The sequence below is a fragment of the Corynebacterium mastitidis DSM 44356 genome (assembly GCF_000375365.1).
In the GTDB taxonomy this organism is placed as follows: Bacteria; Actinomycetota; Actinomycetes; order Mycobacteriales; family Mycobacteriaceae; genus Corynebacterium; species Corynebacterium mastitidis.
The window spans coordinates 28,752-52,419 of the sequence record NZ_AQXB01000010.1 but is presented as its reverse complement, the minus strand read 5'-3'; the positions used below and the strand labels follow the sequence as shown (position 1 = coordinate 52,419).

At 60.0% G+C, this 23,668-nt stretch carries 27 protein-coding genes; all 27 read right to left on the bottom strand.

Translation table 11 applies throughout. From position 1 onward, the window contains the following. Nucleotides 1–15: 15 nt before the first annotated feature. Complete coding sequence (locus tag B140_RS14475; protein ID WP_018119420.1) at nt 16–6,021, bottom strand: phage tail tape measure protein; 6,006 nt, start codon at nt 6,019–6,021, stop codon at nt 16–18. A 46-nt stretch (nt 6,022–6,067) separates the two neighbouring features. Continuing rightward, nucleotides 6,068–6,325: a hypothetical protein gene (locus B140_RS12700; RefSeq protein ID WP_169332542.1), complete on the bottom strand. Its 258-nt coding sequence runs from the start codon at nt 6,323–6,325 to the stop codon at nt 6,068–6,070. Between the two features lie 71 nt (nt 6,326–6,396). Next, nucleotides 6,397–6,798 carry a hypothetical protein gene (locus B140_RS0111070; protein ID WP_018119418.1) on the bottom strand — a complete coding sequence of 134 codons (402 nt, stop codon included), beginning with the start codon at nt 6,796–6,798 and terminating at the stop codon, nt 6,397–6,399. A 120-nt stretch (nt 6,799–6,918) separates the two neighbouring features. Continuing rightward, entirely contained in the window at nt 6,919–7,593 is a 675-nt protein-coding gene (locus B140_RS0111065) for a phage tail tube protein (protein ID WP_018119417.1), read from the bottom strand. Nucleotides 7,594–7,681: 88 nt separating this feature from the next. Next, complete coding sequence (locus tag B140_RS0111060; RefSeq protein ID WP_018119416.1) at nt 7,682–8,077, bottom strand: hypothetical protein; 396 nt, start codon at nt 8,075–8,077, stop codon at nt 7,682–7,684. Beyond that, nucleotides 8,077–8,355 carry a hypothetical protein gene (locus B140_RS13945; RefSeq protein WP_156801771.1) on the bottom strand — a complete coding sequence of 93 codons (279 nt, stop codon included), beginning with the start codon at nt 8,353–8,355 and terminating at the stop codon, nt 8,077–8,079. The genes B140_RS0111060 and B140_RS13945 overlap by 1 nt, the downstream gene beginning before the upstream one ends. Further along, complete coding sequence (locus tag B140_RS0111055; protein ID WP_018119415.1) at nt 8,352–8,702, bottom strand: hypothetical protein; 351 nt, start codon at nt 8,700–8,702, stop codon at nt 8,352–8,354. The genes B140_RS13945 and B140_RS0111055 overlap by 4 nt, the downstream gene beginning before the upstream one ends. Nucleotides 8,703–8,722: 20 nt before the next feature. Next, entirely contained in the window at nt 8,723–9,139 is a 417-nt protein-coding gene (locus B140_RS14665) for a Gp19/Gp15/Gp42 family protein (protein WP_083912328.1), read from the bottom strand. Between the two features lie 15 nt (nt 9,140–9,154). After that, complete coding sequence (locus B140_RS13940) at nt 9,155–9,298, bottom strand: hypothetical protein (RefSeq protein ID WP_018119414.1); 144 nt, start codon at nt 9,296–9,298, stop codon at nt 9,155–9,157. Between the two features lie 190 nt (nt 9,299–9,488). Next, nucleotides 9,489–10,415: a phage major capsid protein gene (locus tag B140_RS0111045; RefSeq protein ID WP_018119413.1), complete on the bottom strand. Its 927-nt coding sequence runs from the start codon at nt 10,413–10,415 to the stop codon at nt 9,489–9,491. Nucleotides 10,416–10,521: 106 nt separating this feature from the next. Further along, nucleotides 10,522–10,914, bottom strand: coding sequence for a hypothetical protein (locus B140_RS0111040; RefSeq protein ID WP_018119412.1), 393 nt, complete (start codon nt 10,912–10,914; stop codon nt 10,522–10,524). Between the two features lie 31 nt (nt 10,915–10,945). After that, nucleotides 10,946–12,151 carry a head maturation protease, ClpP-related gene (locus B140_RS13080; RefSeq protein WP_018119411.1) on the bottom strand — a complete coding sequence of 402 codons (1,206 nt, stop codon included), beginning with the start codon at nt 12,149–12,151 and terminating at the stop codon, nt 10,946–10,948. Further along, a complete protein-coding gene (locus B140_RS12690) occupies nt 12,138–13,400 on the bottom strand; it encodes a phage portal protein family protein (RefSeq protein WP_018119410.1) in 1,263 nt (420 codons plus the stop codon). The genes B140_RS13080 and B140_RS12690 overlap by 14 nt, the downstream gene beginning before the upstream one ends. 15 nt (nt 13,401–13,415) lie before the next feature. Beyond that, on the bottom strand, nt 13,416–14,855 hold the full coding sequence (locus tag B140_RS12685; protein WP_018119409.1) for a terminase large subunit domain-containing protein: 1,440 nt from the start codon (nt 14,853–14,855) through the stop codon (nt 13,416–13,418). Between the two features lie 116 nt (nt 14,856–14,971). After that, complete coding sequence (locus tag B140_RS0111020) at nt 14,972–15,283, bottom strand: P27 family phage terminase small subunit (protein ID WP_018119408.1); 312 nt, start codon at nt 15,281–15,283, stop codon at nt 14,972–14,974. 157 nt (nt 15,284–15,440) lie between these two features. Beyond that, on the bottom strand, nt 15,441–16,310 hold the full coding sequence (locus B140_RS12680) for an AAA family ATPase (RefSeq protein WP_018119407.1): 870 nt from the start codon (nt 16,308–16,310) through the stop codon (nt 15,441–15,443). A gap of 146 nt (nt 16,311–16,456) precedes the next feature. Next, nucleotides 16,457–17,032, bottom strand: a complete 576-nt coding sequence (locus tag B140_RS0111010) for a hypothetical protein (protein ID WP_018119406.1) — start codon at nt 17,030–17,032, stop codon at nt 16,457–16,459. A gap of 1,013 nt (nt 17,033–18,045) precedes the next feature. Beyond that, nucleotides 18,046–18,510, bottom strand: a complete 465-nt coding sequence (gene dut / locus B140_RS13495; protein WP_018119404.1) for a dUTP diphosphatase — start codon at nt 18,508–18,510, stop codon at nt 18,046–18,048. Continuing rightward, nucleotides 18,507–19,079 carry a DUF3310 domain-containing protein gene (locus B140_RS13070; protein ID WP_018119403.1) on the bottom strand — a complete coding sequence of 191 codons (573 nt, stop codon included), beginning with the start codon at nt 19,077–19,079 and terminating at the stop codon, nt 18,507–18,509. Before B140_RS13070 ends, dut begins: the two co-directional genes overlap by 4 nt. Continuing rightward, the gene (locus B140_RS13490; RefSeq protein ID WP_083912325.1) at nt 19,066–19,494 is read right to left on the bottom strand and encodes a RusA family crossover junction endodeoxyribonuclease; all 429 of its coding nucleotides are present in this window, start codon (nt 19,492–19,494) and stop codon (nt 19,066–19,068) included. The genes B140_RS13070 and B140_RS13490 overlap by 14 nt, the downstream gene beginning before the upstream one ends. 376 nt (nt 19,495–19,870) lie before the next feature. After that, nucleotides 19,871–20,548 carry a phage antirepressor N-terminal domain-containing protein gene (locus tag B140_RS0110980; protein ID WP_018119401.1) on the bottom strand — a complete coding sequence of 226 codons (678 nt, stop codon included), beginning with the start codon at nt 20,546–20,548 and terminating at the stop codon, nt 19,871–19,873. Then, nucleotides 20,545–20,727, bottom strand: coding sequence for a hypothetical protein (locus B140_RS0110975; protein ID WP_018119400.1), 183 nt, complete (start codon nt 20,725–20,727; stop codon nt 20,545–20,547). The genes B140_RS0110980 and B140_RS0110975 overlap by 4 nt, the downstream gene beginning before the upstream one ends. After that, nucleotides 20,724–21,095 carry a hypothetical protein gene (locus tag B140_RS0110970; protein WP_156801770.1) on the bottom strand — a complete coding sequence of 124 codons (372 nt, stop codon included), beginning with the start codon at nt 21,093–21,095 and terminating at the stop codon, nt 20,724–20,726. The genes B140_RS0110975 and B140_RS0110970 overlap by 4 nt, the downstream gene beginning before the upstream one ends. Then, the gene (locus tag B140_RS0110965; RefSeq protein WP_018119398.1) at nt 21,076–21,342 is read right to left on the bottom strand and encodes a hypothetical protein; all 267 of its coding nucleotides are present in this window, start codon (nt 21,340–21,342) and stop codon (nt 21,076–21,078) included. The genes B140_RS0110970 and B140_RS0110965 overlap by 20 nt, the downstream gene beginning before the upstream one ends. A gap of 81 nt (nt 21,343–21,423) precedes the next feature. After that, the gene (locus B140_RS14660) at nt 21,424–21,798 is read right to left on the bottom strand and encodes a type II toxin-antitoxin system death-on-curing family toxin (RefSeq protein WP_083912324.1); all 375 of its coding nucleotides are present in this window, start codon (nt 21,796–21,798) and stop codon (nt 21,424–21,426) included. Then, nucleotides 21,795–21,944, bottom strand: coding sequence for a hypothetical protein (locus B140_RS13935; protein ID WP_156801769.1), 150 nt, complete (start codon nt 21,942–21,944; stop codon nt 21,795–21,797). Before B140_RS13935 ends, B140_RS14660 begins: the two co-directional genes overlap by 4 nt. 415 nt (nt 21,945–22,359) lie before the next feature. Continuing rightward, entirely contained in the window at nt 22,360–23,481 is a 1,122-nt protein-coding gene (locus B140_RS0110960; protein ID WP_018119397.1) for an AAA family ATPase, read from the bottom strand. Nucleotides 23,482–23,668: the final 187 nt, after the last annotated feature.

Below are 23,668 nucleotides of genomic sequence, written 5' to 3'. Positions count from 1 at the left end.
GAAACCTCCTGATTCTCAACGAGTCAGCCCATAACCCGCAAGCTCACGGGCCTGGTGGTGCTTCGTGACCTCATAAGCGTCGGCCTTCGACCCCACATTGGTGATGTAGGTAACTCCCCTGCGGGTGATCTCTGAGGCCCTAGCAGCGCCCCCAACCAGTTCACTACCCGCAGACTGGGCAGCCTCCGGCAGCTTCGCCAACGTGTCCCCCGGCAGTGGCATATTCGGCAGCTCGTCCTGCACGGTGTCGAAACCGGCGTCCACCATGCGACCACCAGCCTGAGCCACCTGGTCAATACCGATATTCGCCAGCATCCCCGCGCCGCTAATCGCCTGCTGCCCATACACATCAGCCAGCGTGCCCGCCGTAGCAATCGCCATCTCCCCCGCAGGGATCAGACTCGACAACGCCATCTGCGCCTGCGGCAACGCCTGGGCCAGGAACGGGGCCACCGCAGCGCCCGCACCAGGGGCAACCGCGTTGAGTACCGCACCGGCCGAGCCACCCACAGCATTGAGCGCATTAGAAGCAAACGACACCCCGGAGTTGAGCGCGGCGGACGCCATCGACTGCATGGTGCCCACACCCGCACTCCACCCCTGGGAAGCCATCGACTCCAGCACACCGACACCATGACTAGCCCCCATAGAAGCCAGCTCAATGCCGCCGTGCATGGCGTTACGGCCCAACTCCATCACAGAGCCCGCACCCAAAATCCCCGCAGCAAACGACGCCCAATCCTGGCCCTCACCCTGCGGGGCCTGCCCCTGTGCGGCGGTCTCCACCGCCTCCGGGACAGGTGCCAGCCCGGACTCCTTAGCGGCCTGACCATCATCAGACAGCCCCAGCGCCCCGGCCTGGGGCGCCTGCGACTTGCCCTTGGCCTTTTCAATCGACGAGGCCAAAGAGTCCCGCGCAGAGGTCATCGCGCCGGGGATTGCGGCGCGGAATTGCTCCGCAGCGTCCATCCACGCGGGCTTTTCTGTGGGGATACCCAAAAGCCCAGCGGCGTCCTCCAGGTGTCCGGTGACCACCCCGTGAGCGAGATTTCCCATGACCTGGTTCGGCTCCAGGTTCGAGTAGGTCTCGAACGCGGACTTGCCGAGTTCCGCCAAGGGCCCGGCGAGGTGCCCTGCGGCGCGGGCCAGAGGATTATCCTGCACGGCACGCACCGCATCACCTAGCATCCCCACACCGTCGCGGTAGGACACCGCCAGCTCCTCGACCGCTGTCGGGACGCCCTCCAACGCGGGCACAAGCCGGACAACAGCCTCGGCCAGGCGGGATACTCCCTCCCACTGGTCGTGGGTGAGCACCGCCTCCGGCTTACCGGTGTGGTTGTAGTAGGTGGAAAAGCCTCCAGGAGTAGGCTCTAGCCACCCGCCCGAGTCATACCCGCCAGGGCGGTTGTATGCCGCTGGGAGCGACCCGTACCGCGCCATCGCATAATTCATGGACGCACGGATATTGGCCTCGGGGTCCCAGATGTCGTCATGCCCAGGGTCCTTATGTGCCTGGAACGTAGGATCAATGACCTGCATCAACCCCTTCGACGGGACACCGTTGACGGCGTTAATGTCCCAGTTATTGATCGCCCCGGCGTTGCCACCGGACTCCTGGTTCATGCGCCGCAGAACAGTATCAGCGAGGGCTACGTCGTAACCTTTTGCCTTGAGGATCTTCTCCACAAGACCGCGGTACTGTTCCACGCCACCAGGCAGGTCACCCGGTCCGTTGCCGGAGCCTCCACCGCCAAAGGGAATCTTCGAGGTGATGTGGCTCCATAGCTTCCCGAAGGCGGTTTCCATGAATGCACTCGGGATTTTGCCGACCATGCCTGCAAAGTCAGGAAGTGCACTCTTGATCTTCTCCATCGCATCGTCCCATAGCCCTTTTGCCTTGGACATGAGGTAGCCACCGATAGAGCCTCCGCCACCAGAGGTGACTGGTTCAATCGGAGTGCCAGGCTCCGGCAGCGGCGAGCTCGCAGCGACGTGGACATGGTTGCGGTGCGCGCTCATCGTCCCCGCCCCATAGAATCCGAAGCCGTCTCCCACGTCCTGGCCGTGCTTGACGTTGTGCCCGAAAGGACTGTGGATCAACTCCAGCAGCGCGGGCCCGTAGTTCTCGAAGAAGAACCCTGCGGCGCGCTGCATCTCCGGGGTGGTATCCGTGCCGTTAGAGAAGTCCACCGCGAGACCCTGCCCGTGGTAATCGTTCGATGCCCGCTGGGTGGAAGTGATAGTCATGCCAGGGAAGAACCGATTAACCAGCGCGGTAATCGACCCAATGACGCCGCCACCTGCGAATGCCTGCTCAGGGTATGCCCCCATCGCAGCGATCCCCTTGTTCAGGGGGTTCTGAGGCGAGTCGTTGGAGTAGCGAGAAACGAAAGTGCCGTTTTGCGCGGCTCGATTCATGCTCTCCACAGCCTTGGGTCCGCCCACGGCGCGGGTCCACTCCGGGCGCATAATCGCTTCTCCACCAGATAGGTGTAGCCGTCCACCTGTAGGGCTGGTGAAGTGGTGGACGTCTCGGCCTGGGGTGTAGCCCGGCATGACGCCGCCGGTGGCGAACGACAAATCAACCGCCGGCAATTCTCCCAGCCCAATGAATTTGGCGATATTATCCCAAACCTTCTTGATGCCGTTGTTATACACCGTGTCCACCACCCATCGGATCGGGGCGGCGGTGTTTTCCCGGAGGGCTTCCCACGTCCTACCGATAGCGTCCACACCTCGGTCAAACCACCCCTTAAGAGTGTCGATACCGTCTTGGACAGCGCGGAATACCGGGAGAATCACGTTGTCCTTGACCCATTCGATACCCCGCGACATGGCTTCCCAGCCGCTCTTGATCGCGTCGAATACCGGCTTGAGAACGTTATCCCACAGCCAGTTCGCCGCGTTTTGCAGCGCCTCCCAGGCGGGCCTAATGATGCTCTCCCACGCCCATTTAATAGCGTTAGACAGCACCTCCCAGGCCGCCTTGATTAGATCAAAAGTCGGACGCAGGACATTATCCCACATGAACTGAGCTGCGGTTTTCACCGCCTCCCACGCCGGTTTGAGGATATTCTCCCACGCCCACTTGATCCCATCGACCATGAGTTCCCAGGCGTGCTTAATCCCCTCAAATGCGGGGGCGAGGACGTTCTCCCAGAGCCACTTAGCAACCTCGGCTACTGTTTCCAGGACTGGTTTCCAGACGTTCTCCCAGTAGAACTGGATGCCCAGAACCATGTCCTGCCAGCGGTCTTTAATCCACCCAAAGGTGGGTTTGAGGACGTTGTCCCACATCCAGCTTGCCGCAGTACTCAAAGCGTCCCAAGCAGGCTTGATGATATTCTCCCAGCCCCACTGCACGGCAGCCGACATGGCCTTCCAGTACAGGATCAGCGGGGCGAGGATCACCGTTCCGATCACACCAAGGGTGGCTTTGGCCACCGTCCAGATCGCATCGAACACCGGTTTGATGATGTTCTCCCACGCCCAGGACAACCCACTGGTGAATTTATCCCACGCCGCCTGAATAAGACCCCAGGCCGCGTTCCACAAGGGCACGAGAGTCCCGGTAATGAACCCCATGAAGGGGTCCCACACGCTAGTCTTGATCCATTGCCACCCGGCGGAAAGTTTCTCAGTAAACCAATCCCAGCCGCGTGCGAGGGCGTCGGTGAATTTCGCCCACATCTCCCGCCCGGTCTCGGTCTTGGCGAAAAACGCCCACAGGGCCCCAGCCAATGTCATGATGGCCGTGATGATCTTCATGTACGGGTTCATGTTCATAACGAAGTTGAGGGCTTTTTGTGCACCCGCCCACAAATTCGTTGAGGTGATCATCTTGCTAATCCAGCCGATAAGTCCACCGGATTTCATGATGGTCTGCGCCACGGCCGTGGCCTTCATCTGGAGGGCCACAGCGCCGAAAGACACCGCAAGACCCCCAGCCGCACCAGCGAGCACCGCCATGACACCCTGATGCTCACGCCCCCACTGGACTAGTCCTTGTACCTTCTCCACAAGGCCACGGAAAATCTCACCAAGCCGCTCAAAAGCGGGGACGACAAGCGGGATCAGATTAGCTGAGACGTATCCTACAAACTCCGAGATTTTCGCAGACACGACAGAAATCGCCGGGGCAAGCACCGACTCCACCCACGGGGCTATTCTTTCCATGCCACCCAGCACTGCGTCCATCGCGGGACTAAGGGCGTCAAAAATCTTCGACGCGATAGGCTCTAAAGCGGCCAGGGCGTTTTGTTTCAGCAGAGCCCACTTTTCACTGAAACTTTGGGTCTCCTTAGCGACACCCAGGATCGTGTCCTCCGTGGCCCCAATGTTCCCCATGAGCCAGTCGATGGACAAAGCCCCGGTTTTTACCGCCTCAATAAACTGCCCTGCGCCTTTAGTTCCGAATAGCTTTGCGGCAACATTTGTAGCCTCAACTTCATTCCCTAGCTCAAGGTAGTTTTCGATCTCCCGAGCAGTTTCAAATAAGGCTGCTTGCGGCTCCCTTCCATCTTTAGCGAATTGAACCATCGCTTTGCCCATGCCTGCAAGGACCTTATCGGCTTCCACACCGGCCTTATCAAGCTTGCCGACTAAAGCGGCAGACTCGGCCATGTCAAAACCGAACTCTTTTAGCTGCGGGGCGCCCTTGACTGCAGACTGCGCCAATTCACTAATCGTCAAACCCGTGGCCTGCGAAGCGCGAAACAGCTCGTCCATTGCTGCCGGGGCTTGATTAGCCTCCACGCCAAAGGCGCTCAGAGCCGCCGACACGTCGTTAATATCGGCATCAATCCCCATATTCGACAGCTCAACAAACTGGGAAGTCATCTTCTCCAGCGGCTCACCAGTAAGACCCAAGCGAGTATTAAGATCAGCGAGAGTACTACCGACCTGCTGAAAACCACCGTCCATCGCGGGGATTTCCTTGTAAACGTTCCGCGCGGACTCCTTTAGCCCCTCAAAAGCCTCACCAGAAGCACCCGTACCAACACGGATAGCATCATAAGCCTCATCGAAATCCTGGCCGACTTTAAAAAGCGCCGCGCCAGTAGCCGCCGCAGCAGCACTAACCGCAGCAACCCCCAACTTCACCTTATCCTGCACAGCCGCGAAACGAGACGACTTCCCCTCCGCATCCTCGGAGGCATCACCAAGGATTTTAATGGATTTCGCCGCGTCCTCAGCCCCCTCAGCCGCTGCCTTCTCCGAGCGGGCAACGTCCTCCTGCACGGCCTTATGGGACAGTTCTTTAGCTTTGACGTTATCGGTGGCGTTAGCGAGATCAGCCCGCGCTTTCGTCACATTACCGGCTGCTGCGGCGAGTTGGGCATCTGCTGACCCTGACTGCTTTTTCGCAGCCTCAAGCTGCTTCTCCGCAGCCGCCGCCTGCTTCGACCCCTCACCATACTGGGCGCGCGCAGCAACAACCTTCTTCTCCGCCCCCACAACCGCCTCAGCGCGCTGCTGGGCCTTCGCCCTAGCCTCATCGACTCCCAGCTCAGCGGTGCGGACCTTCCCAGCAGCCGTCGTCGCGTCCGTTTTCGCTTTCGCTAATGCGTCCTCGCTACGGGCTAACTTCTGGGCGGTGGCCTGCCCACCGCCGCGCACTGCCTCCAGGTCTTTTTCACTGCGCGCCACCTTCGCCGCCGCGTCACCTTGGCGGTTCTTCGCGGTCTCAAGCTGCTGCTCGGCGCGCGCGATCTGCGAGGCGGACGCCCCCGCATTCTTCCGCAGCGCTTCCAGCTTCGCTTCCGCAGCGGTCACATCTGCCGAGGCCTTCGCCTCAGCGGTACGCGCCGAAGCAAGCTGTGCGGAAGCCTTCTCCACCTGGGAGGCTTGGGAAGCAAGCCCCTGGGCGGCAGCTTCACCAGCTTTTTTACCGCCCTGGGAGAACCCCTCGGCCAGGGTTTTTGATCCCTTGGAGGCCGCCCCCGAGGCCTGCTTAACGACCTCAGCGACGAAGCCCTTCATGCTCGCATTGACGGGGACCCATACTGCACTGGTCATTTCCCTACACCTCCACAAGAATCACGCCCCACCCAAAAAAAGGGGCCTACAGGTTGGATAGGTAATCCAAAACTTCATTGCCGTCACGGTGCTTCCACCCACCACGACGCTGGCTACCCACAGCGTCCGCCCACGGGTACCGGGGCATTTTCTTGAAAACGTTCGTCCCCTTTTCCAGCCCCTTGTGCGCCTCGGCAGACATGGCCCACAGCATCTGCCACAGCATGGATTGAGTGATCGTCCAGGGGCGGCCGTCAGTGTGATGCCAATAGATGGGGGAATCCGGGGGCAGGTAGGAGATCAATACACGAAGTTTCCGCAGCGTGATCTCCCCCCGCCAAAAAGCCCCCAGCACATCCCAACCATAGGCTTGCTCTAGCGCCGCTTCCGCTGGCTCCGGGCCGCCGCACGACGCGAGGAGCGATTGGACGTCATAGGATTTCCCTTTTCGTCCACATCCGCCAGGCCCTTGACATACTCACGGAAAGCCAGCATGAAAACAGAGCTCGACCCCTCAACCTCCAGCTTTTCGCCGTTATCGAGTTCAATCGTGGCGGTCGTGGCGATGAAATCGTCATACTGGTCTGCGCCCATGTAGAACTCAGCGACATCGACATCGTGGCTCAGGCCGGCGAGGTCGTCCTTGTCTTCGTCGGTGAGGAGCATGGGGTCACGAAACGTGAAGGTCTTATCTCCAAACTCAAAGGGGACGCGGTCACCGGCAACACCGGTCGCCTCCGCGCGCTGCTTAAGCAGATCATTCAAATTATTAGACATGCGGGTTCCTCCTCAAAAAGAAAAAGAGAGACAAAAAGAATACCGGCGGGCACATGATTAAAGACACCAAAAAAGGGGGGCCTGGGCGAACCCGCCAGTGTCTACCCAGGCCCCGGTACGCTAGGAGTCGCCACGGGAATCAGAATCCCCACGGTCCTCACTGTCGGGCATACCGGTAGACTCGACCACGGACTTCACGCCCTTGCCGTCCCAGCTCTTAGAAAACATCCAGCGCGCAGACTTCCCCTCAAACTCGGGGTAGTCGTCCACGCTCGCCGGGTATGCGGTCACCGTGATGCCCAGGGAGATCGCTTCCTCGGACTTGAAGGTGATCCCCTCGCGCCCGGTGACCTGCGCGACCGGGAGCACCAAGCGCATCGCCTCATCGCCATCAACAACGTCGATGACGAACATCATGCGCTCAAAATTCGGCTTACCGGCCTGGTCGATATACCAGGTACCATCCTCACCGTCCTGAGCCTCCGACCCGAAGAACATTTCTGCGTTCTCCTTGCCGAAATCCCACAAGGTCAGCTTCACGCTGCTCACGGACTTGGTGATGTCGCGGCGGATCGGCAGGGACTCCTGCCAGGGGACGTATTCCTGAGCGTCCTCATCAAAAGACAGCTCCACGCCATCGTTGGAGATGTAGCCGATATTGCGATACACCTCGGGGTCATACTTATCTGTCAGCTTCGGGACTTTCGCCCCGAGCTTTGCGACACGCACTGCGCCAGTCACACCGACTCGCAGCGCAGCAGAGCGGAAGCCCTGAAGCGTTTCCTGACTTGCCATAACTTCTCCTCCTAAAAAAGGGAAAAAATTGGGTATAAGAAAACCCCCACCACCTGGGTTAGATGTGGGGGTATTGCAGCTGCGCGTTTTATCCGGTGCGCGCAGTCACCAGGTATTCCGCCCCGACACGGCGAATGTTCTGGTTGAAATCCGGTCGAGTGTGGAAAGTCGCTCCCGGCTGCACGCGGGTTATCCCCGCCACTGTACGGGGCAGCAGCATCATGGTCTTGTGGATAGCCTCACGCACCGCACGAGTCTCATAGCGCGAAGCCCCAAAAACATCAACATCAATGCCGAGTTCCTGGAGTTCCATCTCGCCGGTGATCTGCCACGGGATCAGTTTCGAGGTACCGGGGAGTTCATCGACACGCACGCACGGCAATTCCTCCGAGAGGCTATCCCCTGGGGGGAGTGTGTCGGCCACCCACACCCCCGTCACATCCGACAGGCAGTGGATGATCTCTTTGAGCACATCAGGTTGCATTACGCTCCTTTCGCTGCGCGGCGCAGAGTGCGGAGGCGCTTAGCTTCGGAGGTGCCGTATTCACCACTGACGTCATCAGAGGTGACGTTGTAGGCTGCGCGCCCGTTGGCGATCGGGATACGCTCCACCTTGATCGTGGCGGTACCTTTCCCCTCAGATGCATCAAGGCGTCGAGCTTTCGCAGCGATCCTCACAGCTTCCTTATACACGGCGGATTGCACCTGTGTAGTGCCCATGACCTGGCGAAATAAATCATCACCATCAATCTTCGCACTCACCCGCGCCACCGCCTTACTGTAAGTTCCGTATGCGCCAGCCGCGTCGGCGTCCGCCACTGCCCCACCTCACCCTCCACCGCCAGCACCCCCTCGATCCCCTCGACGATCACGCCGTCTTCGGGGCCGATAGTGGTGATTTGCTGTCCACGGCGACTAATGATCCGCCACGCGGTAGCAGCCGCCACGCGGGTGTTATTCTCCGTCTCCTCGATGAGGCTGATCGGCTGGCACTCCACTAGCCACACCTCGGGGAGGATTTCCGCGCCTTTCTCAAGGTCGAGGGTGATCCTGGACGCTTTTTTAGGGGCGTAGGGGTCCTGGACTCGCGCGGGCTTGACTACCCGCATTTTTTGCAGCCACGGCATACCTACTCACACCGCCTCTCCGGCCAGCGAGGAGGCTGGGGGAACCGCCCACGACTACGCGCCACAAGCCCTAAATCCCGCAGGTGCCCCTCCGTGAGCTGCACTGCTCCCCACATCGCTGATCCTGCATCCCCATACGACCAGGATTCAGAGACCTGCCCGGACTGGACAGACCCTGACCTGCCGCCCGCTTGATCCCCCACTAGGATCGCAGTGGAGACCATCTCGATAATCACGCGCCTGGCGATGAGCCCTATCCACACAGATCGGATTGCCGTATCGAAGCTCCGGCCGCGACGGGCAAACTCCGCGCGAATCAGCCCCTCCGCGTCACCGAGTAGAACAGCAGCACGCTTTTCCTCCTCCGGGGATAAAGCGCGGGGGAATCTATCCTGAAAATCCTCGGGAGAAACGACCATCAGACCCCTCCTCTCTTAGATAAATCGGGCGATAATCTCCTCGCGGGTCATTCCCTTAGGGTCAAGTCCCTGGGCGCGGGCGTATTCCTGCCACACGGCGAGCTTCGCGGCCTTGTAGGGGCGTTTCATCTTCCCCGCGGAGGAGCGTGGCTCTTCCACGGGATTCTCCTCAGGGGTGCAGCCACCGGGGCGGCCTCTTCTGCATGGGGGTAGGTGTTAGCGTCCACGATGATGTTGTGGCGTACCAGCCACTCCCATTTAGGGTGCTTTTCGGGGGCCGCGTCACCTACCGCATAGCGCGTATAGCGATTGCTGTAGTCCTCCCACGGCACACGAAATATGTAGCGCATTAGGAGCCCACCCCGGTGAGCTTGACCACCGCGCGCGGGTTATCGACTGCGATCACCCGATTACGGAAGGCATCCATACGCCAGGACTGGTTCGCACCACCAAAACCATTTTCGCCGTTCTCGGCGTACAACGGAGTGATCGTCAGCGGGTCCGCATCCGAAATGAAACCAGCCACACCGGACTGCATGATATACACATCACCCTCGGGAATGTACTGGGAGGTCACCACACGCAGGCCAGCGAGAATCTGCGGGGTGATCCCCTGGTACACCGGGTTCTCCACCGCCGCATTACCACGGTAGAAGCGCTGCACGGACTCGTGGAAAAGCGCCGCGTCGAGAGTGCCCTCATTAGTGACCAGGACGTCTGGCTTATAGCCCATCAAAGCGTCCTTGCGATCAGGTGCGGTAGCCGTAGAGATCATGCGCTTGGCCTTGCGGATATCACGCATAGGATCAGCGTCCTGGGATTCCCAGTCAGACCCCACCGCCAGCTCCGGGATCTCCGCGGACTTAAACGCCGCCAGGGACGCCTCCACCCCGTTCTTCACCATCGTGTTCTGCAACGCAGTGAGGCGGAGGTTCAGCTGATCGATCTTGTTGAAGCGGCGCATCTCACGGGAAATACGCACACCCAACGCGGTCTTGACTCCGATGACCTTGTGCAGCTTGCCGCGATTGAGATCAGAAACGGGAATCTCGGCGAACTCCGCGACTTCCTCAGAATCGTCATTGAGGAACGGTGCGGCAGCCTCGCGGAAAGCAACAACCCCATCATTAGGGCCACCGTTACGAAATAGGGCGGCCTCCAGGAACGCCCCATCAAGGTTGGTGAGGACCCGCTCCGGAATGAAATGAGGGTCCTTGACCATCTCATCGACGGTGATAGTGTCTCCGCCGAAGGCGGAGGTTAGATGATTGACCATGAGTATTTTTCTCCTCCTCCCCTATCTAGGGGGGTAGATAGACGAAATCCCCCGCCCCGCCTCAGACGGCGGGAAAGGGGAAGGGGAAAACAGCCCTACGGCTCGCCTAGACGAGCACCGACGGGTGGAACAGGTGTACGCGCACAAGCCCATCACGAGAAGCCTGGTCGGCGACGCCTACCTTGACAGAGCCAGAGGAAGCGACCTTGCCATCAGCGGCGGCGTACACCACCACCCCTGCGGAAATCTCCTCATCGGTGGTGATCTTCACGACACGCTGCGTGGTGCCGACACGCACATTCTCCGGCAGCCCATGCGTGAGAACATTCGCCTCCGGGTCCCCCTTTGGTGCGGCCGACTCGGTGACCACACCAAAGGGGAAATCCTCCGCCCCAGCGTGCTCAATCTTGCCCTCGTGCTCCTTGACGAGGCGGAACTTCTCGACCGGCTTACCGGCCTTACGGGTGAGATCACCCAAGGAAAAAGTGGGATTAGACATAGGAAAATACCTCCAGTGGTAGACTGGTGAATCAGATCGTGGGCTTCGGGGCAAACCCCAGCTTGTCGGCGCGGGCCGCCAAATCAGACCGGCTCTCCTCCTGCCCACTCGGAACCCCCGCATAACCCTTTTCCTTGAGGGAAATCCGCCCGGGGGCCAGGGCAAGAAGCTCAGCCTTGGTGGCCTCATAATTCTCGGTGGCGGCCTTGACCCACTGGTCACGCTGCCACCCCAGCAGGCGGCCAGCGGAAATACCCTCCTTACTGACCAGGGCCACGGCCCGCTCATGGGCAGCCTCCTCATCGGCGGCATCACCGCGTGCGGCACGCTCGAGGAGGTCCTCGTAGACAGCACGATCAAGCTGCACCACGGTAGCCGCAGGCTCATCGTCCTCGCTATCTTCTTCCACCGTGTCCTCAGATTCCTCGGTGTCCTCCGTACCCGGTTCGGTATCGGCGGGCGGGACTTCCGGGGAATCCTCAGCGTCGGCTTCGCTATCGGCCTGCTCGTTGAGGGTTTCCTCCAGGGCAGCAAGCACCGTGGCTTCGTCCTCGCTGCCGGTAAGCCCCAGACGGCGAGCGACCTCCTGGTTAAACGTCATGGATATTCCTTCCTTAATCTCTCGGTTCTGGTCGTAGGGGGCGGGCGCGGCATCACGGCCCGTATAATTGAAGCGGCGCAGCAGAGCGAACGCTGCTGGCGCCGGGGACGCGGCATTATCACGGGCGTCCTCCACAACGTCCGCCAAGCCGAAATCCACGGTTTCCTGAGCGTTGAACCACACTTCTTTCCGCATGAGGCCACGCCAGTAGTCAGCACTCCCCCCGGCCTTCTTCGCGTAAATCTCCGCGAGGGAAGCCGAAGTGCGATCCAACTGGAGCTGCATGGCCTCCATATCCTCGGCGTTACCCATCGACATGCCCCACGCCTCATGGATCATCATTTCCGCGCCGGGGCGCATGACCACGCGGTGCGCGCCACCCACCGCGATGAAAGAGGCCGCCGACGCGGCCAGACCCTCCACAATAGCGATAACCTCCCCATCATGGGCACGTAGGGAATTCATGATCGCCATGCCGTCAAAGACATCACCGCCGGGAGAGTTGATCCGCACCACCAGGTCACCAGTGGCATCACCAAGCTCCTCAGCAATAGCCTTAGCAGTGATCCCGGAGGGGCCAATCTCCTCGTAAATCCGTAGCTCTAGGCGATCACCTACACGGTTAAGGCGCCTCATGGGCCCCGCCTCCTTCCTGTCTGTTTTCGGTCCGGTACTCGTCATGGGGCTGCTGCGGGGGCAGTTCATACAAGCGCCGTAAGTGAGCCTCCAGACGCGGGTCAGCGAAAATCAGCCCCGCGTTCTTCAGGGCCGCGAGGTCATTCGAGGTGAGCGTAGTGCGCGCATCAATCGTGTCGAACGTAATCATCGGGAACGGCCCGACCTCATCGCCGCAGTAGCGCACCACCATCTCCCGAACCAAATACTGATTCGCGGTATCCGCCATCTGCTGAGCGATCTCGTTAAGCCCCTGGAAAAACAGGTCCATCTGCACGCTAGCCAGGGAATACGAGCCACCCTTACCCTCCAAATTCAGCGCGTGGGCAAGAGCTGTACGAGCAATCTGAGAATCATGATAAGCAATAGCATCACGGGGGGAGACTAACTGCCCAGAAACACCCTTAATGTCCAAAGCCTCACCGTCTTTGATCGCCACACCAGAGTGCTCACCAGAGCGCACCCCCTCAACGATCTCCGAAGCGCGATCCAAATCCTCCTGTTCCGCCATAGGCGCTGTGCGCATCACAGGAACACCCATGCCGTTACGGTCCAGGACGATTTGCTCTAGGCGCAGAAACTCGTCCTTGAGACGCCAGTGCTTATACGCTGCACGGAGTGTGGACTCCCCCACCCACTCATCTCGGTCATCATCGGTGACATATGCCAGCAGCTCACTCACAGGGATTACGACAGGCCCCGCCGCCCCCACACCTGCCTGCTCAATGGAAATCAAGCCACCATCGTCGGCGACATTAATCTTCGTGAGAGTCTCCGGGTGCCTAGGCGCAAGTTTCCGCAGGTGAGTACGCTTATCTTCCGTCTCGTCGGCGTCTTCCCACACCGTCTCAAAATACGAATGCCCATACACCAACATCGTTTTTAAGGCGCGGCGTAGATGGCGACTCCATGAAGCCCTCCGGGGGGTGCGCACCACGGGGTTATCCATATCCTCACCGGTGACCTGAAGGTTAAGGTCTTCTGCGATCATTTGCACCACCTCCGGGGCGGCACCATTAGGGTCGAGCCGCCAGGAAGTACGGGCCACCGGCTGGATAATCGCCTTCAGGACGCTTTTTACCTGGGAATCTTCCCGCGCCATTTTCGAGTACGCCCGGATAGAGCGCGGCCACTGCAAATCCCAATTATCCTCAGCCGCACGCCCAGGGAAATCCCCTTGACGGCGGGCGTACCCAATCTCGTGAGCCATGCCCCCTCCTTCCTGCTAAAACGCTATATTTTTGGCCGATGTACGATTTGACTTCACCGCGCGGGACCGCACAGCAGGAGGCCTACGCAAAGGGGTGATTTCCTCATGGACACTGGACTGCCACATAGCGAAATTCACCGCCGTGAGCTGGCATATCGTTCCCCGCCCCTCAAAGCGCGCCCATTTAGCCCCACCGGAGGAATCCATTTTCAACTCCGCATGAGAAAAAGCCTCAGCCATGAGCCCGTCCGGGTCTACCACAAACCAGCGGCCGTCTTTCCGCCCCTGTAAGAAAGCCGCCGTGGCTGCTTTGACGTCAGGGTATGTCATTTTTGTGACCTCTAGGCCCTTGCGGTCTAGGGCCTCGCCTATGACAGATGCAGGGCCTTTCGGATCAATAACAATCTTCCAGGGGGAAACTTTCTCGCAAACGTCCAGGACAGTCGCGGCGATATCCGCCGTGGACACCGGGCCGTGATACCCGACATAGCCGATCACCTCCTCCCCTCGACGCCCCCCGAGAGCCACAGAAGCCGCCTGCCTATCCGGGGAGACATCAACCGCCACGACCAGCCCACTTAACGCCGAGAGATCCACGCTCTCCAAGGTCATGTCCGCGATTTGATCCGCGTCGAGCACAGGCTCGAAATCATCTACCTCTTCCCCGTCGCGCGGGTACCAATCGCCCGCAGCCAGTGTCTCCACCATGAACGTGCCCAGCAGCGCTTCTGAATTTTGGGCGGCGCGAGCATCAGCCTCAATATCCTGCAACTGAGCACCAAACCCCTCATCGACAAGAGAGGGGTTACACTTCGCCCACGTTTCCTGCACGAAGGGGTCGTCATCTTTCCCCGGTGACCATTCCGCAAGCAATGTTCTAGGCGCCCCATCAATCGCCGCCCACCGCTTCGCGGAAAACACCTTGCCGTGATCGTGCTCCTTCTGATCGACAGGAGACGATATATACACCGTCTGCGCCCGCTCTTTCGCGCGAGTCAGCTTCGAGAGTGCCGAATACGTCTCCTTCGGCAAATCAAAGCACTCATCAAGCACCAAGAGCTCAACAGAAAGACCGCGCCCGGTTTTCTTCGTACGGGTTCGGAAATAGATAATTGCACCATTCGGGAAGATGATCGCTTCTTTGCCGTTGCCGGTCTGCTTCCTGGGCAGCTCGGAGGTCTCATTCTCCCACCAGTACAGCAGCTCATCACTAGCCTCAATGATCTCCCACAGGCGCCGCTGGGCATCAATCGCAGTATCCATGAAATGCGCCGAGTGGAAAATCGACTTCTCACCAAAGAGATAAATCCCTGCCAGCTCGCGAGCTACTAACACCTCGCCCTTACCATTCTGGCGGGCCACCACCGTAACCACCTCACGCGCAGCCCACCGGCCAGACTCATCAGTCCGGCACATATTCCGCAGCAAATCCTCCTGCCACGGGTACAGCGTCATACCACACCAGCGGGCGAACTGCACTGCCTCCTCGCCGCGCCGTATATCCCCCTCCGGAATTAGGGATAGGCGAGGCTCTTGCACCCCCAGTAGAGCCACAACCCACCTCCGCTCCCCTAACCACCAACAATCTTCGGCTCAAACTTCCGGCGCCTCACACCCGAGGCTTCCCGTTTGCCGAAAAGATCAGGGCGCTCCTTCACCCAGCCACGGATCTCCGCAGACGCCATGCGCTCCACCTTCACCGCAGGGTGCTCTACCGGCATGCCTTTCTCGTCCTCAATGATGGGACCTTCCGTGGCGATGATGCGCTCCGCGTCCCGGACTCGGCGGATCAGCCCCGCCACCGTCTCCACGGCCTCAGTATCGAACCCGTTAAGGCTATGACCTGAGGAAATACGATCCTCCAGATCGGTGAACGCTGCCATTGGCCCACCTCCTTTCCAGCTAGTTTCCCACTAAAAGGGGAGATTCAAAAGTTTTAGGAGAGAGAGAAAGAATGACTGCCGCAAATGCGAGTGGGGTCATTTGGGGTACCCCTTTAAGATTATTTGGGGCACCCAATTGCTTATCTAATATTTTGAACTACGCATTTAAAGATTCCCAATTAAATTTCGCTACCCCCTCCCTCGTCTCGTCATCGACGGGGTAGCGGTGGTCGATGCCGCCGTTTTTCATTTTGATGGGCTTGGCCTGGTAGGAGTCTGCGTTTCCGAGCGCCGGTCTCCGTTCGTCGTTGCTTCCGTCCCTTCGCTGCATGTTGCAGACCGCGTGGAGCATTCGATCTGCGTAGCGTCCGCCGTGTGCGCGGCTGGTGCTGTGGTCGGCGTGGAGGGCTTGGTCTTTGTGCATGGGCCTTCCGCACCACCAGCAGGGTTCGCCGTCGATGAGTTGTGCGAGGGTGCGTTTTCGTTGCTGTTGGTGGGCGTAGCCGAGGCCGCGTTGCGTGGTGGTGAGCGCGGTCTTGTTTGCAGGTGCGGCTTCGGTAGTTGGGCGTTGCCGTGGCTTTCGCTTCCCCTTGTGCTTGGTTTGCCATGCGGGCGCGGCAGCTTTTTCCTTGTCGTGTTGTTCGTACCATCTGGCGGCGACTGTGAGCATTCCTTTGGGGCGCTGGGTTTTTATGCGGTGCATGACGGTGTCGCGGCCGGGGTCGATGGTGATGATCTCCGCGTTGTGTTTGCGGTAGGTGTCCAGTGCTGTGGCGCTGGGCGTGGTGTCGATGATCCAGACGTCTTTGCGGTCGCTGTAGCGCAGTGCGGTGTCGATGGCGGTTTGGCGTGCGGCCTTGGTGATGGCCTTGACGACGGTGGAGTGGGAGTGGTTGTCCGCGGCTTGGCCTGCGAGGAGGTTGGCTATCGCGTCGTAGTCGATGCGAATGTCACCGCACTTAGCATGTTCGGTGACGTAGGTGGTCTTGCCTGCGGCGGGCGGGCCGGTGATGACGTAGAGGGTCATTGGCTCACCTCCATGCTCCTCGTGCCTGTGGCGGTGTGTGCCGTGGGTGAGCACGCAAAAGACCCTGGCCCCGGTGGTGGGGTCAGGGTCAGTGGTGCTATCACATGCCAGTATACACCATGTTCGGACAGTGCAGGTAGCGGGGGTTATCCCCCTCCCCTTATGCGCTCGAGGACTTCAGACATGCGATACCCCCTCCCCCTTGTGCCGAGGTTGCGGGTGGTGATGTGGCCCCGCTCCCCCCATTTGCGGAGCTGGTCTGGGGTGACGTGGTGCCCCATGGCCTGTAGGCGGGTGAGGATGGAGCGTGTGGTCTGGTAGCGCTCGGGGCGGGCGGCGATGTCCCCGGCGCTATCGGGGTGGAGCTTGGGGATGAGGTGGCGGATTTGGTCGCGTACCTCGTCGTGGACGTCATCGGCGAAGTCGAGCTCGGAGATGGGTTGGGCGTGGAGGGCGAGGTATTCGCAGAGGTGGGGGCCGTCTTTGCGGAGTGCTACGCCGGGGGTGATGTGGGTGCGGACGTCGCAGGTGATTTCCATGAGGCGGTCGCACATGTCGGCGTCGAGGGTGATGGCCCAGTCTTGGCCGGGGAGTGCGGGGCCTGGGGTGGGGCGGGAGGTGCGTTCGGCTTTGGTGTCGAGGGATTGGTATTTGGCGGTGTCGAGGTCGCGGTAGAGCGACTCTAGTTTTCTGGCGTCGTTTCGGAATTGGAATTCGTCCATGGCTTCAGTCTCCTTGACTTAACAGATAGAACTCTAGAGTTTTATAATGGAGGTACACCAACAGAAAGGAGGTGGAAGATGATAGAACTGATCGGCTCGCTTCTAGCGATCTGGCTAGGAATCCTCAAGACCAGAGAGCACTTCATAAAGCATCCGATCAAGCGCCACAAGAAGTAGTAGAAAGGAAAAAGGGCAGGTTCCCGGCTAGACCAAGTAGCCGGGAACCCACCGCCCACCACGATACCCGGAGGAACACCATGACCACCGTCACCGTGGGCATAGCCATCGCCATGATCGCCCTACATGCCCACCCTGCTGCAATAGCCATCACCGCCACGGCAGCCACCCTGTGCCTAGCCCTCGACACTCGCTCCGCCCTGCTTGAGCGCCGCCATGCACATCCACATCACGGATAGCGACACTGGGCGCACTTTATGGACGGGGGCCATGTGTGCTCAGCATTGTGGGTTGAGTCCTACTACCTGGCGAGGCTATGTCCGTAAAGGCATGCCTCCCGCCCCTGTGGCACACCTGGACGCCCGCACCCCCCTGTGGGACGCCTCCGAGGTGCGCACCTGGCACGCGCAGCGGCCTTCCCAGCGGCGAGGCTAGGCTCCATTCCCCCTTGCCTGTAATCTATCTCTGCCAGGCAAAACCTGGCCTCTCACTGCGGTGCTTAGCGCCACCGCAGCGCTGAGGCCCACACCGTAGTGCGGGCCATTTCTACAGCGGTGAGAGGAGGTGCTATCGGATGCGTAGGATTCTCTACCGCATACGAACAAAGGCCCGCCAGCTACTCGTTACGCTGTGCTGGCAGGCCTTCGTTGGGCTAGTAACTAACGGACTCACGAATGCAGTTCGTGAGCTTTGGGTCTTAGTTACCGGCTAGCGCCTGAAAGGGTCTCATGTGCTTGGCGGCTGTGAGGCCCTTTCGTCTTGATCGGACAGGCGGGGGTGGCTTGTCCACTACCCATCATGCATGAGGTGACTAGGCAGGGTCAAGGCAAAATGACCTAGGCCCCTGTGGAGCCGAACCCGCCCGTGCCGCGCTCGGTGGCGGGCAGGGTGTTCACCAGTTTCACTTCGGGGATGGCGATGGGCACGATAAGCAGTTGGGCGATGCGTTGGCCTGCTTTGACATGCGCACTTCTATCCCCTGGCTCGAGGGACTGCAAGGCGAGCAGGCTATAGCGGATGTTGCGCACCGCCACGATAATTTCACCCCGATAGCCCGCGTCAATGACCCCCACGGCGTTAGCAAGCTCAAGACCATGCTTATAGAGACTCGACCGAGCCATCAACAGCCCTACATGCCCTTCAGGGATCGCTGCTTTCACTCCGGTGGATACCCAGGCGGCATGCCCCGGAGTGGTGATCGTTTGATCGTGAGCAGCCCTGAGATCAAGGCCCGCATCGCCTAGATGTGCGCGGGTCGGCTCATACCCAGGGCGGGCGATGACAGGCAGGTGCGTAGTCATGCTGCCTCCTGGTTCTCGGCGAGGCGGGCGGCTTCCAGCAGGATTCGGCCGATTCGGGTGGCGTCGTCTACCCCCAGCCCAATGATTCCCTTGTACGGGGTGCCGTCGTCGGTGAGGATTTGGAGGGCGATGGGAGCATCCGGGTATTCTGCCCGCTGGTAGACACACTGCTCGATAAGGACGTTACCCCGGTCGGCCACTTCTGGTTGGCTAGCGCATCCTAGGTGCCCCCAGTAGAGATTTCCGTAGTCATCGACTAGGGGTGTGAGGTTTTCTGCTGTCTGCGCGTAGCCCTCCTCAATCGCTTCTTCTGCGACCTGCTGCTGCCGCCACGCCGTATCAGAATCGGCCTGGGTTTCTTCTAGGCGGCTGATCTCCTCCTCGATGAAGCGGCGGGCTTTGCGCAGATCTTGGATACGATCTGCCTTGTGTACTGCGTCAATGCGGCAGGAGCGCACGAGGTATTTCACGGCATTGCCTGCGCAGAACGTCAATTCCCTAGCCAGGGCGAGGGTTTCGATACCACCGACCCTGTAGTAGTCGGGGTTGATGGGGTCATAGGTGGTCATGGGGTGCCTCCTTTGAGGTCAGGGGGTAGATGGTGATGAGTGCCCCGGTGGGGGCGCCGTGGGGCGCGCGGCGTTTGTGCCCGATAAGCCGGGTGACCTGGGAATCGTCCCGGAATGCTACGCAGGTCAAGGCGTCGTCTACAGCGCGCAATAATTTGTCTAAATCCGGCCTGACCGTCATCGGATCATCGCGCTTACGCCCCCATGCTTTGGGACGAGGCATGTTGAACTCCACGTGTACTTCCACCGGCCCTTCCAGAGGCCGGTCTATGTACTCCCGGGCTGTACGAGCAACTGCTGTGCGCCAGGGCTTGACGGCGCGGGAGGATTCAATCAGCCGCCCACCCCCGACATGCCTTTTGCTGCCCTGGGGTGCCGGTAGGCCCGGCACGAAAAAGCGGATTGGGGAGGTCATATCGCCACCTGCTGCTCGCTATACTCACCTAGGCCGGAGTAATCCGGCTCCCTCGTGCGGTGCGATACCTCCACCGCAGGGTGGGGCGTGCCGCATGGCTCGTTTCCTACCGTTGGAGGGAGGTGAGGTGAATGTCGCTTCCTGATAAAGGAAGCACCTGGAACATGATCCGCCAGATCACATTCCAGGTGCTGGTGACGTTGATAGCCACTGAAATCGCGGAGATAATCCGCGATGCTGCTACGTGGCTGCTCAACTAGCCTCACGAAGGGCTTCACTTGCTTTAGGCGGCTGGTGAGGCCCTTCGCCTTTTCGACAGTCTCAGGGGGTGGGCTGTCGCTTCCCAGTATCCCCGGTGGTGACGTGCGCGTCAAGGTCATGCGGCGAGTTCCTTTCCGATCTGCTGATTTAGCGCCAGCTCCAGCTGGATAGCCTGTACATCGCCGAGGACTTTGCGGGTTTCAGCGACTTTGCGGGCTAGACGGGGCAGGATATGGGGGTGGAGGTTCCAGGCAGACCCGGTGAACCAAAACCAATCCCGGTACGCCTTTTTCGGGTGGTTGGTCTTTTTGAGTACTCCCCCGTCGCGCAAGGCCCGCAGCAGGGCATTGACGTCCATGTCGATGCCGTAGCGCTGCCCAAGTAGGGCTGCTACTTCGTCCCAGTCCCAGGTGTAGGGATCACGCACAGGGTCTTGGACGCCTCGGTTGGTGAAGTGGTTTTCGATGACGCGAGCGACTTCGCATTGGTAGGCCACAAGAGTGGGCCGTACATGCTCAGCGACCGTGCCTACAGGAATCTGAGCCAGAGCCATCAAAAACGTCCTTACGTCACAGGTGAGAACCCTCTTAATCTGCTCTTGACCTGCATAAGTAAGGGAAACACGTACTGACGAAATGTCGGCCCAGGGCTGTTTTTGTAACTTCTGGACTTGCCACTTGCCTTGCACGCCGATCTCATCGAAGGCATGGCGCACAACGACGCGGGGTTGTCCTTCGACTTCGACGACGGGGAGTTGGGTGCCGTGGAAGGCGATGGTTTCGAGTTGATTCACGGGGTACTCACTTTCTGTTCGGTGTCGGTGCCTGCGGGGGTTTGGGTGACCCAGGCTGTCCACCCCCACTTACGGCGGGCCTCGGCCTCGCGTTCGGCGGCCCAGCGGCTATCCCCTCGGTAGATTTCCTGGGTCACACCATCGGTGCGGGTGGCGTAGGCGCGGTAGATGTCGATCATGCGGCCTCCTCAGCGTCGGTGAGGGGGCTCATGCTTCCCCACCCCCAACGCAGGACACGACGGGGCATGGCTGCCATGTAGCGAGAGCCGTACACCTCATCGCCACGTATCCAGCCACCACGCCGCGTGTAGGCTTCGCCCCCATCAGCGGCCACGATGGTGCCCCCGGGCGCGTTCTTATAGTCCCCTTCGGTTTCGAGGTATTCCAGGTGCTCGAGCGTGCCCTTTGAGGGAGTTCCCGTCGCGGTCTGCGAGATGAGGGTGTCTCGTATTCCCTCCACGCTGCCATGGGCCCACTTCAAGGTTTCCTGTAGGGCCAGCATTTCTCCGATGATTTCGTGAATATCATCAGTATTCGTCATGGTCATATTCCCATTCCCTTTCGTATTCGAGTTGTATTTCTGCGTATTCCTCCCCCAGGTACACCCTGGTGGCTCCGGGGTCGTATTCCCGCTCTACTTCGACTTCCGCAGAGTCGCGGTCTGCGAGTGCTTGGCGGAGGTAGGTGTCTACCTCGCGGTCGTCGGTGGGGTCGTCGAGCCAGCCGCTTGTGGTGATGGTGGCCCGGATTTCGTAGACGCCGGGTTGGTCTGCGGGGTGGGTTGGTTCCCTCATAGGGGTCTCCTTTCGGTTTTGGGCATGAAAAATCCCCCGTCATCAAAAAGCGATAACAGGGGGTGGTTAATGGGTGGGGGGTTATGTGGCGTGCTTTAAGAGCCAGCGAGCCACATCGTCGATATCTCGATCATGCCGCACCACGTCTATGACGATCTGCCCGGCCTCTATAGGGTCTGCGGCTAGGTAGATACCACACCCGTCTAGGTAGGTGACACACGCCCACCAGGCGGTGCGTTTATTCGCGTCGATGAAGGCGTGTGCTAAAGCGAGGGATTCCAGTAGGGCGGCGGCACGGTGGTAATCCGTAGGGAAAAGCGGTTTCCCGAAGATTGTGGTGAGGGGGCGGGCTAAAGCACCCTCCAGCTTCCCCCTGTCCAGTAGGCAGTGTGGGCCATTAAATTCGGCATTGAATTCGATTACTGCGCTTAGGTCAAGGGCGTACCGGGGGATCACTTATCTGCGAGCCAGTTGAGGGTTTCGGCCCATCTGGTGGCTTGGCGGCGTCCTGCTTCAGTGGTTTCGTTGTAGTCGAGTTCTTGTCCTGGGGTGTGCAGGCCTAGGAAGGGGTCGGTGTGTTCGGTGGTGAGGTTTGGGGTCATGGCTTGGCCTCCTTTCGGCTTGTGCTGGGTGTTGATGGTATCAGTTTTACTCCCCCTTCCATGCCTGCTGGCCGGTTGTTGGGTGGTGGGCGGGGGTAGCGTTGTGCTGGCATTTTGCTCTTTTTGGGGGTAGATGTTTTGGTGGATTTTTTTCAGGATGCTATGCTTGCGCTTGCAAGCGCCGCTCAATGCGGTCGCGCCGCTAGAAGCGCAAATGCATTTAGCTCCTGGTTTGGGGGCTATTTTTTATGCCCTGAGCTGGGGTTTTAGGGAAATTAGTGGGGGTTACCCATTAGCGCGGGACGTTCGCGGCGGTCATTTTCTGCCACCGAAAATGCGTACTGAGCTGGGGGTTTATGCCGCGTATATGGGGAGTCCCCACTATCGCGGGCAGGGTTTACAGGGCGGTTAGGCCTTAACCCCCAGCCACAACCTCAATCACCCGCTCATGATCCGAGTTGAGCGACAGCAGCACCCTCCTACCTTCTCGGGACTGTACGAGGCTCCCCTCCTGCACGAGGTACTGGATCGACTCGCGCACCCCATCTCGTGATGGCGCATACAGTCCCGCATCCTGATCAATCCTGGCGTGATCCTCCCACCACTTCCCCGGCTTACCCTCACCCCGAGCCTCATTCATCCACGTCTCAATCACCCACGAAAGCGGCTCAGTGGAGCGCTTCACCACCGGGGCAGACTGCCCGGCAAGCACTACTACCCCCTCGCGGTAATGCACCGTCTGGGGCGGCACATCCACCTCACGCCCAAACGCCGAAAACTGGCGGGCAGAGGACGGCTCCTCCGGCTCCTCCCTCACCAGCCGCCAGAGTGCGTCCGGCCAGTCCATGATCCGGCTATCCCCACGACTCCTGGCCGTGGAATGCCCCATGTGGTGTACCACCAGCGCCGAATCAATCCCCGCCTCCACCATCAGCTCATCGAAAGCATTAAGAAACACCCCCGCCTCCCTAGACTCATCAAGCCCACAAGCGTCCAACACGGGGCGTAGGCAGTCCAGGATGAGGTAGTCGGTACCGGCGAGGTATTCCACCCAGCGGGCGCGGACATTCGACTCGGTGATGTTGAACGTCCCCAACCGCCCCCGCAGAGGCACAACCTGAATACGCTCCGGGTGGGCGATCCCCACACGGTCCAGCCACCGCCGCAACATACGCTCATCAAGCTCATCATCAACCAGGGTGATGGTGCCGTCGAAGTGGTTGAGGAAATCCCCCAGGAACGGCTCACTGTCGGCGAGGGATTTAATCAGGTTGGCGACCATCGTGGTCTTTCCGGATTTAGCCTGGGCGGCCAGCAGAGCGCGGGTACCTACCGGCTGGAGGCCTTCGAGCACCCACTGCACAGGAGGGTCTTGGACGGCCAGGAAATCCGGGAGCGGGATAGGCGGGGTGAGATTGGCGAGGGTGTGGGCGGCCCGGTCAGCGTCGAGTTGGCGTTTAGCCTCCTCGTGGACGGCCAGGCGGCGGGCCTCTAGGGCAACATCGTGCTGGAAGCGGATTCTTCCGGCTTCCTCCACGCTGAGGGTATCCTCCTCCGTTTCTGCATGTTCTCCGGCCCCCTGCTCATCATCTCCGCCTGCTTCCCCTCCCCTGGGGGTGGAATCGGCCTCTATACGCCCACCAGGCGGCTTATTGCCCCCTGGTGGGGTGTTGGGCTTGGGCTGCCAGGCGATGTTTCCGCCCTCAGGCGGGCTACTAGGGGCC